This window comes from Microbacterium azadirachtae, assembly GCF_000956545.1.
Classification (GTDB): domain Bacteria; phylum Actinomycetota; class Actinomycetes; order Actinomycetales; family Microbacteriaceae; genus Microbacterium; species Microbacterium azadirachtae.
The window spans coordinates 12,669-27,679 of sequence record NZ_JYIT01000047.1 but is presented as its reverse complement, the minus strand read 5'-3'; the positions used below and the strand labels follow the sequence as shown (position 1 = coordinate 27,679).

Genomic DNA, 15,011 nt, shown 5'->3' with positions numbered 1-15,011 from the left:
GCCCAGGAGCGAGCGCGATCGATGAACCCCTACCCCCAGCCCGTAACCGTCCTCCTCGCCGACGACGAACAGCTCATCCGATCCGCCTTGGCCGCCCTCCTGCCGCTCAACGGTGACATCACCGTCATCGCGGAAGCCGCCGACGGGCGCGAAGCCGTTAGGCTGACGCGCGAGCGCCGCCCCGACGTCGTCGTCATGGACCTCGACATGCCCGTCATGGACGGGCTGCAGGCAGCCGTGACGATCCACGACGACGACCCGGACCAGATCATCATTCTCCTCACCCGGCACGCCAAACCCGGTGTCCTGCGAAGAGCGCTGAAAGCCGGAGTGCTCGGCTTCCTCAGCAAAGCCGCCGACCCTCAGCTCATCGCCGACGTCATCCGCACCGTCGCACGACGACAACGATGGATCGACCCCAGCATCGCCGCGCACGCCATGACCGACGACTGCCCACTCACCGAACGAGAACTCGACGTACTCCGCGAGACAAGCGAAGGCTACGCCGTCACAGAGATCGCCCGCCGGCTCCACCTCGCACACGGCACCGTCCGCAACTACCTCTCCAACGCCATGCAGAAAACCCAAACCACGACCCGCCACGAAGCCGCCCGCTACGCCCGCGAACACGACTGGCTCTGACCACGCTGCACTTGACTACCCCGAAACTGCCTTCGCGCGATTCATCCTGTACGTCTGCGCGGACATGGGCGCACGCGTGAGTGTTTTGTGGACCTGCCCGTCCCGCACTTTCACGACGATCGCGCCGACGAAGATCACCGTGTAGATCGGATCCAGCGGAGCGGAGCCTGACACTAGAGTCCCTGGCCGAGCTCGCTGGGCTCTCCGCCTCCACCCTCTCGCGGATGGAGGCCGGCACGCGGGCGCCGAACCTCAAGCTGCTGATCCCGGTCACCCGCGCGATGCGGATTAGTTTGGACGACCTGCTCATGTGGAACGCGCCGCACCCGCGCGTCCAAGCCCGCACGCGCCGGTTCGCGAATCTCACCGTCGAGTATCTCTCGCCGGAGACCGTGCCGGTGCGGACCTCCAAGATGACGTTCATTCCATCGCCTGGTCCGATCCAGACGCGCAGCCACGACGGCTACGAATGGATCTACGTCCTGCGCGGTAGGGCGCGCGTCATCCTCGGCGACCGCGACCTCGTGGTCGAAGCGGGGCAGGCCGCCGAGTTCGACACCCGCATCCCGCACGGCGTCGCCGCGCTCGGCAACGAGCCGCTGGAAGTGCTGGCGATCTTCAACCGCAGCGGCGAACGTCTGCACCTGCCGGGCATCAGCGAGCGATACAACCTGCCGGAGTAGTCCGGTCCCGCCCCGCGCGCATCGTCGGGCGCGAGACGGGCCGGGCTGGTTCACTGGCCGATGCCGAGGTGCTTGCCGAGTTCGGCGTACAGCTCCAGCACCCGGCCCGCGTCGATCTCGTATCGAGTGCGCTGCCCGCGGCGGGCTTGCTCAGGTGGCGGGTCGGGGATGACCACGCCGAGCGCAGTCAGGCCGGTGAGGTGGAACTGCACGGTCTTGGGCACCAGGCCGAGACCTGTAGCGAGCTGGCCGCGGGTGGCGGGTCCGTGCTCGTGGATGTAGCCGATGATCGCGACTCGGACCCCGTAGCCGAACGCGCTCACGGCGTCACCAACCGCGGGAGGCAGGTCGGGGCGAACGTGTTCAGGCACCCCACCATTCTGCCGGAGTCGCCTCGTCGTCTCGCCTCGCCCACAAGGGGATAATACCGTTATCCACTACGCGGAGGGTTGCCCGCTTGACCGGGGTGGAGAGCGGCCTGGTCAGGCGACGGCGTAGCGGGCCTACGCCCGGCGGGCGCGGGCCTCGTGCAGGCGGGTCCGGGCGAGCAGGATCAGGCTGACCGGGCCGATGAACGCGAACTTCGCGGCGGTCCAGAGGAACAGCACGACCAGGATGTTCAGCCAACCGGCGCCGCCGTCGGCGACCGCGGCGGCGCAAGCGGCGGCAGCGAGCAGGTAGGGGATGGCGATGAGCATCGCGGGGACGCCCCACTTCAGGCCGCGGCGGGTGCGGATCTTGTCGAGCAGAATGTTGGTCGGCATGTAGCGGCGCAGGAATGCGCGGGTACGAACGCTGAGGGTCCAGAGCAGCCGGATCATGAGGGCGGTCCTCTCCTAGTGACTCGGCAGCGAGTAACTAGAAGGACCAGCCCGGCAAGCGGAGCGGTCATGCCTTCGCAACAAGCGACGGCGCCGAAAGAACTGCCTGCACCGAGGATACGCCGACAGGTGCGACATCGGAAGCGCATCGCCGATCACAGGCTGGGACCGCTGCGCTCGGCGTGCGGATCGCGCGGCGTCCAGGCGTCGTGCTCGGCCGTGTCGGTCAGGCCGCGAGCACGCTCGAGCGCAGCGCGTGCGCGTGCGGCGTCGAGACGTTGCGCGGTCGAGTCAGAGGCAGCGCCGAGCGGAGTGTCGGCTGCGATCCCGTAGCGGTCTCGGTACGCGGCGATGGTCGTGACGGCCTGCCACCATCGGGCTCGGGCCGCCCCGCGCGTCGGCGGTGCTCCGAGATGTCCGGCCCATGCCAGGTGCTCGGCGACTGCGGCGCGGGCGAGCGCTTGGGCGCGGTCCTCGATGAGCTGCCGGCGCTCCTGAAGGGCTCGCCGCATCTGCGCGTCCATCGGGCCGCCGGCTTCGGGGACGAGCCCGGCGATCAGGCGGGGCGCGCGGCGCGAGCGGCCCGCGCCTGCCGGTCTGGCGGTAACGGCGGCCAGCCGCGCGTGCAGCACGGCCGCGACGTCCTCCGCGTCGTGGAGACTTCGGGAGGCGACCAGGCGCGGTAGCAGCACGGCGACGTCGTGGTGGTTGGCCTCGGCGTAGCGCAGCTCGGCGGCGAGGGCGCCGAAGGCGTCGGAGGCGATCGCGTCCTCAGCCTCCTGCTCGGTGAGGCCACTGGTGCGGATCAGCTCGGCCCAGCGGTCTTCTTGCGCGGCGGTGGCGATCGTCTCGTATTCGGCCGCGATCTGCCGGATGGACGACCATGCCTCCTGCTCGGAGGTGATCGTCCCGTGCGCGGACAGCTCGGCGCCAGAGTGCTGGACGACGCCGAACAGCACCATGCGGGCGGTCGCGGCCGTGTTATCGCCGGGATGCGGGCCGGCATGCACGCCGTCGGGCCGGTCCGTCGCGACGTAGGCGTGGTTCGCGTCGCGTCCGCGGGTCATCGCGACGTACAGGTTCTCCTTGGTCGTCGTCGCCTCGATCAGCGCATGGGCGGTGTCAGTCGTGAGCCCTTGCGCGCGGTGCGCGGTGACCGCGTAGCCGAGATCCAGGTGTTCTCGGACGTAGACCGCTGGCAGCACCACGGACGCGCCGCGGCGATGTCCGGCTCGTCGGACGGAGACCGAGCCGTCGCTGCGCACGGCGGTCATCGTCCAGCGGTCGCCGTTGCGGACCCAGCCGCGCCCTGTGGCGCGCAGGCGCCGGTCGTTGTGGCGGGAGATGACGGCATCGCCCGGTGAGGCGACCGTGCCGTCGTGCAGTATCACGGAGCCGCGCAGCGGAGTCACGGCGCCGTCGAGGATCAGGTCGGCGCGTGCCCGCTGGTTGAGCAAGGTGACGGACTCGTGGGTCTCCGCGATCAGCACCGACTGGCGCCCGGCGAGCATGTCGTTTCGCCACCCGGTGTAGGCGGCGTCCGTCATGGCGTCGGTGTCGCCGTCGTGGACCCGCCCGTGGGCGGCGTACTCGTCGATCACGGAGGCGTCGCCGTGCCGGAGCCCCAGGGAGGCGGCCTTCTCCCAGCGGTGCGTGAAGCGGTGGATGTCGACGAGCTCGGGCGCGTCGTCGCGGTTGTGGACGAGCATCGAGAACGCGCCGCCCGCGTCGACCGACTGCAACTGCGCCCAATCGCCGACCAGCAGCGCCTTCGCGCCGGCCTGCGCCACGAGCGCGGTGATCCGATCCAGGGTCAGCGTCCCGGCGAGGGACGCCTCGTCGATGATGACCAGCTGGCCGGCGTGGAACTTCGTGCCGTGGACGAGATGGTCCTGCCACCACTTCGCGGTGTTCTCCGTGACGATCCCGAGGTCGTCGCCGAGCACCTGCGCGGCTGCGGCGGACGGGGCGAGCCCGACGACCGACCATTGCCCGTGCTGCGTCTCCCAAGCCCTCCGCAGCGCGCTCATCGCTGTCGTCTTCCCGGCGCCGGCCGGGCCGACGAGCACGTCGAGGACGCGACCGGAGACGGCGACCGTCGCCAAGGCCGCGGCCTGGTCGTCGCCGAGCACGAGGCCGCGACGGCCCGGGCGGCGGGTGACGCGCTCGAGCTGGGCGAGGTCGAGCGTCGGAGCGGTCAGCAGACGGGAGCGTTCGAGCAGGCGATCCTCTGCGGCCAGGAGCTGTTCGGAGGAGTAGACCGTGGAGTGCCTCGGGCGGAATGCGCTCGTGCCGTCCGGACGCCGGAAGACCGCGGGACTGCTCGCCAGCTCGGGCGGCGTGAGGCGCAGCGAGCCCGCCTCGCCGGCGTCGGCGATCATGCCCACGATCGCCTCGCGATCGGTCGTGCTGGCGAAGCGCCAGCCCATCGTCTGCCTCGCGGCCTCGGCGTAGAGGTTCCAGCGCCGCCACGTCGCGCGCTTCTCGCCGACGACCTCAATCACCGTCTGGCCGAGTTCGCGGATCACGTCGAGCGGGATGTCATCGGCGCGCAGCAGCGGAGGCGACGGTGCAGCTGTGATCTGGCGCGCCCATTCGGTCGCGTCCTCGCCCAAGCTCGCCCTCGCGCGCTCGCGCCATTGCGCCGTCAGCGCGGCGAGGGACTGCAGCTGCTTGTCCGGTCTCGTCGTCAGCGTCGCCTGCGCGCGCAGCTTCACGATCGTCGCCGGTGACGGGCGCCGCCCGTGCTCGCCGATGTATCGCTCGATGAGCCGGTCGGTCTCCTGGTCGATGTGCCGCGACCGGGAGGAGAACAGCGCAATCAAGGACTCCGGGACGGTCGTGATCGCCCACGCCGGGTTCCGGTCCCGACCACGAGACCGCGCCTCCCATTCGACGCCGAGGGTCCGCGTGAGGTGGTCGGCGAACACCGCCTCGTGCAGCTCCGACAGCGCGACGACCGCCGCGTGCAGCGGCCGGCCGTCCAGCGACCGCCACTTGCCGTCGAGCAATGTCTGCACCTTGTTCGAGATCACGACGTGCGTGTGCAAGTGAGGGTCGCCGGCCCTGCTGTCGTAGTGGTCGAACGCGGTTGCGATGAGTCCGCCCACGCCGACCTGTGCAACGGTGCCGTCGCGTCCGGTTGCGCCGACGCGCGTAGCCGCAATCTCTCGCTCCATGAATGCAACCACCTCTGCAACGGCTGCATGGTGTGCGTCGGCGATGATCGCCTGCGTGCCGGCGTCCGCAACCGCCCACACGACCGATGCAGCCTTCGGGATCGAGAACGTGAAGTCGAACCCGGCGACCGCGCGCCGAGTCCCGCGCGCGGCTTCCTCGGCCTCGATTTGCGCGATGGCCTCCGCCCGAGCGACCACGCCCAGGCTTGGATCCAGCGTGGCGATCCGCGTCTCGACACGGGCGGCAGCGGTCGAGAAGTCCTGGTAGGCGCGGCCGAGCGGATCGCCCGTGACCGGATCACGGCCCATGCCGACGAGCAGCTGGAGTTGGACCTCCGAGACCTGATCGCCGGACACGATCCTTCCGCCGCCGAGGGCAGCCACGCCGCTACCCATCCAGCGGCCGGGAGGAGTTCCTTCCTCGAGGTAGTACCTCGTCAGCGGGGTCGATAGGGCGCGGTTCCCGTCGCCCGAGGCGACCGTCTTGAGCAGGTACTTGTAGCCCTCACCCGCGCTCATCACCCGCATCGAGACCGTCATGCCCGTCAGGTGCGAACGGGATCACCGGATTCGGACCCGGCGCGCCGGGTCCGAACCTCGTCTGCAAGAGGCGTGGACCGACCGAAGGCCGGTTGACCGGGTGCGTGAGCACGCGCACCTATGAGCAGGATCCGAGGCTGCGACGTCGAGTGATCGGCAACGGAGCGTCGGCGCGGAGCAATGTGCGAGAGGGGCGCACCTGACCGTTGACCGGTGTGGCGAGGGGCGCACGGCCAAGAACCAGCCTCACCTCGGCCGCCGCGCGTCAGCTTTCTGAATCTCAGGCAGAATGCAGCCTCGCCCCACCTTTCCATCCGGCTCGGTCCACTCCCTCTGATTCGAGCGTCGCAGACTCATCTCCAGTCGTCATCAAGTTGACAGCCGACCCACCAAGCCGCCAAGATGTATGGAAAGTGGTAATGATAACCATTCTCATTTATGGATAGCGATGTTTACGTCGTGCGTGGGTTGCGGGCAGAAACGGGGTAGGCGATGGGCCGGGTCAGGAGTCGCCGACGAATCCTCGCTCGCGTCACCACGCTGTCGCCTCGCGATTCGAATCGCGACAGAGTCGCAGGTCCGAGGATGCACGCACGGCGCATGCATGGCCGAGACCACCTTGCCCGCGGCGAAGCACCTCGCTGCGGCTGCGGCCCGCACCTTCTCTTGCCTGCTGCCTGGAGTCCGCAGCCGAAACGTGTCGGACGTGCGATGTGGGTTCCGGTCCGACGCCAGCACGTGGGCTTCGTGCGGACGCAGTTTATCTACTCGGACCGAATGCTGGGCGCGCTCCGGTAGCAGGGGAGTCTGAGCCCTCTTGTGCAGACGGTGTCTGCGCCTGCTGGAGCGTGCGAGCCATCCATCCACGCAATCAACGCAAGGAGAACGAACATGTCCACCATCACCCAGGACCGCCAGAGCGCAGTCCGCAGGAACAAGACCCTTCTCGGATCGGTCGTCGCTGGAATCGCGGCGGTCGCCCTCAGTATCGGTGCGCCGGTCGCCGCAAACGCCGCGACCGTCGTCACCGGGGCGCAGACCGGTGAATGGGACCTCATCGCCGTGAGCAAGACCCCGCTCGAGGTCGTCAACTTTGACCACTCGGGCGCGGGCAGCTACAAGGACGTCGACGCGCCCGCGGGGTGGTTCGCCGTCGGCTCGGGCAAGGTCATTGACGGTGACGATGCCACCTCGATCACCCCCGTCGGTGGTGGCGGCATCCGCATCGACGATGCGTTCGCTTCCCCAACCGTGAACCGCACCTACACGGTCCAGCTCACGGGAGTCCCCGCCGGGACCAACGTGAAGATCACGGATCCGACCAACCCCTCGACTGTGTACTTCGACACCTCTGTCGGCGACAACACCGAGTCGTTCGTGCTCCCGGCGGGTGCCACGGCGGACTTCCACGAGCACTTCACGTGGACGTTCACGACCTCGGCGTCGCAGGCGCAGATCGGCGTCAAGGTGACGGGCTCGGGCCTGGGTGCCGGCGGCAAGACGAACAACATCCTGTTCAAGTTCTGAACACCTGAACATGCGCTCCTGGCTCCGTCTATCTGGCGGAGCCAGGAGTTGCGTGCAACCCCCGCTTCCCGTCCCGCACCGTCTGTTGAAAGCCCTTGATGAACAAGAACCCCGTGAAGCCGCTCCTCGCCCTGGCGGCGATCGTCATGATGGTGGGCGGGATGGCACAACCCGCCGTCGCGGATCCGCCGATTCTGCTTGACGGCGCCGTGCTGCCGGGTATCGCCGTCGCGGCGGAAGGCACATCCCTGGCCGCTGCCGCGGCCGATGGTCGGGGCTCGGCGGAGTCTGTGTTCACGGTGGCGGATGGCACGGCCACCACTCGGGCCATGGTGGATGTCGCCGGGTTGCCCACCGGGGCTTCTCTGATCGGGGTGCGACTCGAGTTGCGTTCGGTCACGACACCGCAAGGCGGTGCGGTTCACGCCACGCCTGCGGGCGGAACACCCGTCTGGGGGACCGTGGAGGGACAGACCCACGCGCTCGACATCGGCGCGGAGGGTGCGACACTCGACTGGACGTTCAGCATGCCCGGCGATTACGAGTTCGTAGTCGGCGCCGAGACCCGCTACGCCCTGCCGGATCAGCCCGAGGCTATCTCCACGGCTGCGGACACGACTTACCGGTTCCACGTGGTCCCAGCCGAAAACTCGGCAGCGCCTTCTCCCGGGCTGGGGCGGGAGTCCGACGACCGGGAAGCCGCCTCCGAGCCGGCCACCGCGCATCAGGACCAGGTTCTGGCCGCGGCGCCGGCAGGCGCGCCGGCCGCTCACGTGTTGAGCGGGGGCGCTGTCGACATCTCGAACCGCTGGGAAGACGGCACCCTCCGTCTGCGACTGATCGATGATAGCGGCACGGTCCTCGATCCCGGCGAGACGGTGTTCTCGCTGCCCAACGCCGAGTCATGGCCCGGCAACGGGTTCGAGCCTGCGGATCAGGGCTGGAAGAACTGGAACCTGCTGGCCCCGTCACACGGCGACGTGTGGCGCACCAGCGGAGCCGCGGACTCCTCGGCGGGCAACGAGCTGCTGCTGCGCACCGACGCGCACGGGGTGTCGGCCGAGAACGGCTTCGAGCTGATGATGAGCGTCGCCGAGGCCGTGTCGCCGGAAGGCGGGGCGTTCACGACGTTTCGCGGAGACGACGGCTATCCGGCCGGCCGGTGGCACTCCGGCGCCCTTGGTGTGCTGTCGCCCCGGATGGCGTTGACTCCGGACGCCGAGGACCCGACCGAGAGCGAGGCGACCGGGTTCGCGTTCACTGCTGCCGGAACGTACTGCATCACGCTGGACAGCGAGATGCTCGACCCGGAGACGGGTCTCATCGCGAACGACCGCGCGACGCTCACGTTCGTGGTGGGTGTGGATCCCGCCACCGTGACCCCCTGCGCCCAGCCCGCCGCGACCGGGCCGTACGACCCGGCACCCACCCCGACCGCCGAGCAGGGCGTCACGGTGATCGGAGCCGGCGACGTGCACCTCTCGCCCGCACCCGCCGACGAGGGCACCCTGCGGATGGACCTGAACCAGGTGGTCGGTGGCCGCACCACCACCCTCATGCCCGAGAACACGGTGTTCTCGGTACCGCGACAGGATGCCGTCTGGCCTGCGGAGGGCACCGGCGCCACGAACCAGAAGCTCTGGGGGCAGATCGCCGCGCCTGGCACCCGGCTGTGGCGCACCGCCGGCAGCCCCGCATACGCCCCCTTCTCCGACCCAGCACTCCCGCTGACCCTGCTGCCGCAGGCCGACACCACCCCTGCCGAAGAGCTGGTGGACGGCGCTTACTCGCTGCGGCTGGTGGCCACCGAGACCCCGGCAGGAGGCTACGCCGCCAGCTACGCATCAGGGAACAACGACTGGATCACCGATTCGAGCCTCGTGGCGCAATGGGACTCGCGCGAGGGGGGAAGCACTGGTTCTGTGGGGGCCGCTGGGGTCGAAGACGGCTACTATCCGTTCGCCGACCCGTTCAACACCGTGGGACTGGCGTTCACCGCACCGGGACGCTACTGCCTGACCGTGGAGTCTCGAGGCACCTTCGTGGGGGCGGAGGCTCCTGCGATCGGTTACTCGACGCTCACCTTCGCCATCGGCATCGATGCCAAGACCGTCGAGCCCTGCGCCCAGGCCGACGGTGGCGACGGGCCGACCGATCCCGGTGATGAGGACATCTACGACGACCTGGATCCGACGATCACCTGGTTCCACAAAGGACACCTCGACATCGGACCGATGCTCGTCGACGGGGAGCTGGAGCTGCACACCGGCGACGTCCACGACACCGGTGCATTCCCCACTGTGGCAGATGCGGTGTGGGTCGGCCGCGGACCGAACATCGACTTCACTGTCCCGGACACGGCCACTGGGAGCGGAGCAGACTACAGCGCGATAGGGCCTCCCGGTACGCCGTACTACGGGTTCTCGGCGAGCAACGCGTTCATGACCTCGACGCTCTGGCCGGGTCTGACGCATGAAGGCCTCCCACAGGCGTTGACCGAGGGGAAGCCGACCTGGACTCTTCTCGGCTACTCCGGTCCCGAAGGGGGCACCTTCGCCATGCCCGACAGGAATGTGAGCTCGACCGCGCTGCCGGCATCGTTCATCGGGCCGACGAGTCACCAGCATCTGGAATGGGCGTTCACGAAAGAGGGCGTGTATTGCCTGAACTTGGAGGTCCGCGCCCGCGACGTCGCGACCGGGACGGACAAGGTCGTGCGCGACCAGCTCACGATCGCGATCGGCGACTCGGTCGATCTGCTCACAGTGCAGCCCTGCTCCCGGACCCATCCCGATGGTCCTGTCTCCGCCCTCGCCCCGATCGATCTCGATGGCCTCAGCGATGAGGTGCTGGTGCCTTCCGCGGGCGACCGCGTCCAGTTCGCTCCGGTGCTGAGCGCGGAGGGGCTCGACGTCGCGACCAAGCTCGTCACCCACCCATGGGCGACGACCTGGCACGACCCGGAGTCCGTCGTGATCGGCGGGTTCATCGACCAAGGCGACGGCTGGCGCATCCCCTCCTGGCAGGGCGTGGAGTTCACCCACTCCGGCGAGCACCTCCCACTGGGCGACCTCCAGGGAGACGCAGCCATCCGTGTGGGAGAGATCGACGGACCGGGAACCGCCAGCTTCGACTACTACAAGAACCGATCGTTCGGCACCCGCGACGGTGAGTCGCGCAACGTCCCGCTGTGGCCGCAGTTCGTCTTCGCCAGTCAGCCGTCGTTCTCCCTGCCTGGGATCTACTGTGTTCCGCTGACGTGGTCTGCGACGCTGACCGACGGCACCGTCGCGACGGCGACGAAGACGATCACCTACGCGGTCGGGATCGAGGATCCCGCAACGGCCACTCCCTGCGCGCAGGGAGGGGAGGGCACGGATCCCGGAGGGGAAGGCCCCGAGGAGCCTGAGCCCGTGGACTGGGATGTGCCGAACGGTACGAAGACCGATTCTGGGGCAACGATCCTGGGCCTCGGTCACGTCGACATCGCATCCGTTCTGAACGGCGACGCTTTCGGCACGCGCGTCAAGGACACCACCGAGAGCAACGACCCTGTCTGGCGCGACCCGGCGAAGACCCTGCTGCAGGCGAAGCCGGCCGCGAGGACGACCGTTCCCGATCTCCCCGAGTATGCGTTCCTCGGTGCCGCCGGTTCTGCCACGTGGATCCTTCCCGAAACCCAGGACGACGCGCTGCTCTGGCCGGGCTGGTCGACAGAGGCGATCGCGGATGACGACACGCGAGACGCGTTCCGCTGGTCGCTCGTCGACAGCAGCGGGCCGGGCGAATTCGCCCTGTTCCAGACAGGGGTGTTCGGCGAACCCAGCGTGATGTTCAACACCCGCGACGGCATCACCGCCGCCGACACATCCACAATCCCCAAGCACACCCACGCCCACGGGACCTGGGCGTTCAGCGCCGAAGGCGTCTATTGCCTCGCCTTCGAGCGCGCGACAACCCTCAGCTCCGGCAAACCAGCGACCGATAGCTTTACCCTCGCCATCGCGGTCGGCGCCGTCGACGTGCGCAAGATTGACCCTGCCGCCTGCTTCACCGCCGCCCCGGGGCACCCTGCCGATGACGACCGCACCCCGGTCCCGGATGAGGAGCTGACGGACGCGACCGCAGGCGCGGTGAGCGTTCTGGGCGGGGAGAACGGATTTATCCCTGGTCAGCTGCTGACTGCACAGCTCGACCGGGATCGTGCGGGCTCCTGGGTGTCGGTGTGGTTGCACTCCACCCCGCACTGGCTCGGTTGGGCGCAGGTCGGCCAGTCGGGCGCGATCCAGGTCCGCTTGCCGGCGGATGCGACGACGGGTGGTCATCGGCTGGTGGTGAAGACCGCCGGGGGAGACCTCCTCGGCTGGGACTCCCTGTCCATCGTCCGCGCGCCAACCACACCATCGCCTCCGGGATCTGTCCCGGGCGGCGACGCCCCGGGAGCGGTTCAGGTGTCTGCGACACAGTGCGTCGCAGGGGCGACGATTCTGTCGTCCGGTCACATCGACTACGGCTCCCGCATCGTGGGCGGCAAGCTCGAATCGCTGATCGGTGACGACACGTCCGACGCAAAGGTCTACCGGGAGCCGGGCGGCACGATCCTGTGGCTCAAGCCGTCCAGCCGCGTCACCCTCCCGTCCGGCTATGGGCAGGTCGGGGCGGCCGGGTCGAGCGTGTGGCAGGTGCCGCAGACGCAGAACCCGGACCTGATCTGGCTGGGCTGGTCGACCGAGGCATTGAACGCCGGCAACACCCGCGGGCCTGTCACCTGGACGATCAACTCGATCGACGGCCCCGGCGCGCTGCGCGTCTACCTGTCCGGCTCGTTCGGCGGTGTGCAGTCGATGGTGTTCAACAACGGCGGCAGCTACAGCATCCCGCTCGGCATTCACGCCCACGCGAACTGGGCGTTCTCCGCCGAGGGCGTCTACCGGATCTCGACGACGCAGACTGCGACCCTCACGAACGGGCAGGTCTCCTCCGACACGGAGACCCTGACCATCGTCGTCGGGAACGTGGATCCGGCGTCGGCGGCGGGCTCGGGATCGGGCTGCGGCACGATCTCCAACGCCCTGCTGCTGTCCGACGACCAGGATGGCGCCAGGCTGTCGGCCGACCAGGCTGCCGCCGCTGCGGCGGCAGCCGCTCGCGACCAGCTGCCCGGCCAGGGCACCCCGGTTCCCGGCGGCGGGATCACTGACCCGTTCACCGCGCTCGCAGCCGGCAACCCGGTCCCGCTGCTGCTGTCGGTCCTCGGCGCGCTCCTGATCGTGGGCGCTGCGGGTACGGGGGTGCTGTGGTGGCGGCGACGGAGGGGCGGCCTTCGGGCGTGATCGACGCATACGAGGGCATGGGCGAGTTCCATGACCTGTTCATGACCGATGTCTGGGGCGGGCTGCGGCCCGCCCTGGCATCGGCGTTCGCCGACCTCGACCCGAACGCGATCGTCCTCGACGTCGGCGCGGGAACCGGGATCGGCACACGGCTGCTCGCTCGGTCCACCTCCGCCCAGGTGGTCGCGATCGAGCCGTCGCTGACGATGCGTGCCGTGTTGCTGGCCCGGGTCGCGGACGACCCTGAGCTGATCGAGCGGGTGAGCGTGCTCGCCGGCGCAGCCCCGGACATCCTCGACGAGGTGCCCGGGCCGGTCGCCGGGTTCGTCTGTGCGCACATGCTCGGCCACCTCACCGCGACCCAACGGCAGGAGACGTTCGCGCGCCTAGCGGCCCTGCTGGAGCCGGGCGGGATCGGGATCATCACTCTTCCCCGCACGTCGGCCTCGGACGGGACCGACGTCGTGGAAGAAGCCACGCACATCGGACGGCACCACTACCTGGCGCGGCACCGGAGCACACCGGACGGGCGCGGGTCGCAGAGCGAGTACCTCGTGCTCGACGGCGATCGCATCGTGCGCCGGCAGACGTTCGCCTCGAGCTGGGAACCGCCCACTCTCGAGCAGCTGCATGACGAGCTGAATGACGCCGGCCTGCACTTGGTCGACGCAGACGAACGGATCGGCATCGTCCGGCAGGCGGAGACCGCATGAGCCGCCGCACGTTCGCCGCCACCGCCGCGCTCGCCGCGACGGTGCTGACGCTGACCGGATGCGCGAGCAAGCCGCTGCTGTCAGCCGAGACCGACCGGCTGCAGGTCATCACGACGACGGGGCTGCTGCGCGATCTCGTGCAGAACGTCGGCGGCGACCGGGTGGACGTCGCCTCGATCGTGCCGGACGGCGCGGACCCTCATACCTATGAGCCGACGCTGCGGGATGCCCGCAATGTCGTGTACGCGGACGTCGCGTTCTCCAACTACGCGCTGTTGGAGGAGCACAACGTCATCAAGACGCTCGACTCGAACTTGCAGGCCGGCGCGGCGAACGTCTCGCTCGCGGAGGAGGCCGTGAAGTACGCCGCGGAGATCATTCCGCTGGTGGAGAACGTCAACCTCGACACGGTGTGGCTCGGTCTGCGTGCGCACGGCGACGGCGCCGCCCGCTACGGCGCGACCCGCACCTCCGAGGTGCTGCTGTCCGCGACCGAGGTCACGGGGCCAGGCGAGGTGTTCGCCTACCTGACGGGCACGTTCGGCGACACGGACGTGTACTTCGACTCGGCCAACGGGTTCGACGCGAGCAACGGCTACAAGGACGACACCATGTCGCTGCCGGCCGACGCACACACGCACCTGTCGTGGACGTTCACCAAGCCCGGCATCTACACGGTCACGCTCGACGCCCGCGTGCAGGTCGACGACACCTCGCGTCCGCAAGAGCTCGGGCAAGCGACGTTCACCTTCGCCGTCGGCGTCAACCCCGCCGACGCGCGGATGCCGGACGCAGTAGTGCTCAACCAAGGGCACGCGGACCTGACGGCGAACCTCGAGGACGGGGCTCTGGAGGTCCGCTACGACCCGGAAGGCGGCGGCGAGCACACGCAGATCGCCTACGCGCCGGAGGAGGTCTTGATCGACGTGCCGTCCAAGGCGCTGTCGGAGATCCCAGCCGGGTCGCAGTTCTCCTTCCTCGGCCGGGCAGGCACGCAGGTCTACCAGCTGCCGCAAGCGGTACTCGGCAAGCACGTCCACGGCGAGATCGACCCGCACCTGTGGCAGGACGTGCGCAACGGCATGGCCTACGTGCAGCTCATCCGCGACACCTTGATCGGCGCCGACCCCGCCGGCGCCCGCGAGTACACGGCGAACGCCGCCGCCTATCTCGCCGAGCTGGAGGACGTGGACGACTACGTGCGGGACACGATCGCGACGATCCCGGAGGCGAACCGCTACCTCATCACGACGCACGACGCCTTCGGCTACCTTGCGCACGCCTACGACATGCAGATCGCCGGGTTCGTGACCCCAAACCCGGCGGCGGAGCCGTCGCTGGCGGATCGCCGCAAGCTCTCGGAGACGCTGCGGACGCTGCGCATCCCGGCGGTGTTCCTCGAACCGAACCACATCGCCCGCGCGAACGTGCTCACCGAGCTCGCCGCCGAGCAGCACGTTCAGGTGTGCCTGATCTACGGCGACGCCCTGGACGACCGGGTGCCGAGCTACGTCGACATGATGCGCTTCAACGCCGACTCCCTCCGCGATTGCCTCAGCGGATGAACGCACTC

At 69.1% G+C, this 15,011-nt stretch carries 9 protein-coding genes; 6 read left to right on the top strand and 3 right to left on the bottom strand.

The features are described from left to right. Positions 1-21 precede the first annotated feature (21 nt). Entirely contained in the window at positions 22-642 is a 621-nt protein-coding gene (locus RL72_RS01710) for a response regulator transcription factor (protein ID WP_045249073.1), read from the top strand. 167 nt (positions 643-809) lie between these two features. Beyond that, positions 810-1,325 carry a helix-turn-helix domain-containing protein gene (locus tag RL72_RS01705; protein WP_045249078.1) on the top strand — a complete coding sequence of 172 codons (516 nt, stop codon included), beginning with the start codon at positions 810-812 and terminating at the stop codon, positions 1,323-1,325. 50 nt (positions 1,326-1,375) lie between these two features. On the opposite strand, the gene RL72_RS01700 is transcribed toward RL72_RS01705, so the two are convergent. The 3 genes from RL72_RS01700 to mobF all read right to left on the bottom strand — a co-directional run bounded on the left by RL72_RS01700 (position 1,376) and on the right by mobF (position 5,865). Further along, the gene (locus tag RL72_RS01700; protein ID WP_156156666.1) at positions 1,376-1,696 is read right to left on the bottom strand and encodes an ArsR/SmtB family transcription factor; all 321 of its coding nucleotides are present in this window, start codon (positions 1,694-1,696) and stop codon (positions 1,376-1,378) included. 132 nt (positions 1,697-1,828) lie between these two features. Next, a complete protein-coding gene (locus RL72_RS01695) occupies positions 1,829-2,146 on the bottom strand; it encodes a hypothetical protein (protein ID WP_045249071.1) in 318 nt (105 codons plus the stop codon). A 155-nt stretch (positions 2,147-2,301) separates the two neighbouring features. Next, positions 2,302-5,865 (bottom strand): MobF family relaxase, encoded by a 3,564-nt coding sequence (mobF, locus tag RL72_RS01690; RefSeq protein WP_045249070.1) that lies wholly within the window; start codon positions 5,863-5,865, stop codon positions 2,302-2,304. Positions 5,866-6,756: 891 nt separating this feature from the next. Between mobF and RL72_RS01685 the strand changes: the two genes are divergently transcribed. The 4 genes from RL72_RS01685 to RL72_RS01670 all read left to right on the top strand — a co-directional run bounded on the left by RL72_RS01685 (position 6,757) and on the right by RL72_RS01670 (position 15,003). Next, complete coding sequence (locus tag RL72_RS01685) at positions 6,757-7,392, top strand: hypothetical protein (protein ID WP_045249069.1); 636 nt, start codon at positions 6,757-6,759, stop codon at positions 7,390-7,392. Positions 7,393-7,490: 98 nt separating this feature from the next. Further along, entirely contained in the window at positions 7,491-12,725 is a 5,235-nt protein-coding gene (locus RL72_RS01680) for a TIGR03773 family transporter-associated surface protein (protein WP_045249068.1), read from the top strand. Next, on the top strand, positions 12,722-13,438 hold the full coding sequence (locus tag RL72_RS19010; RefSeq protein WP_156156665.1) for a class I SAM-dependent methyltransferase: 717 nt from the start codon (positions 12,722-12,724) through the stop codon (positions 13,436-13,438). The genes RL72_RS01680 and RL72_RS19010 overlap by 4 nt, the downstream gene beginning before the upstream one ends. Further along, positions 13,435-15,003, top strand: a complete 1,569-nt coding sequence (locus RL72_RS01670) for an anchored repeat ABC transporter, substrate-binding protein (RefSeq protein WP_045249067.1) — start codon at positions 13,435-13,437, stop codon at positions 15,001-15,003. Before RL72_RS19010 ends, RL72_RS01670 begins: the two co-directional genes overlap by 4 nt. The last annotated feature ends 8 nt before the right edge of the window (positions 15,004-15,011 follow it).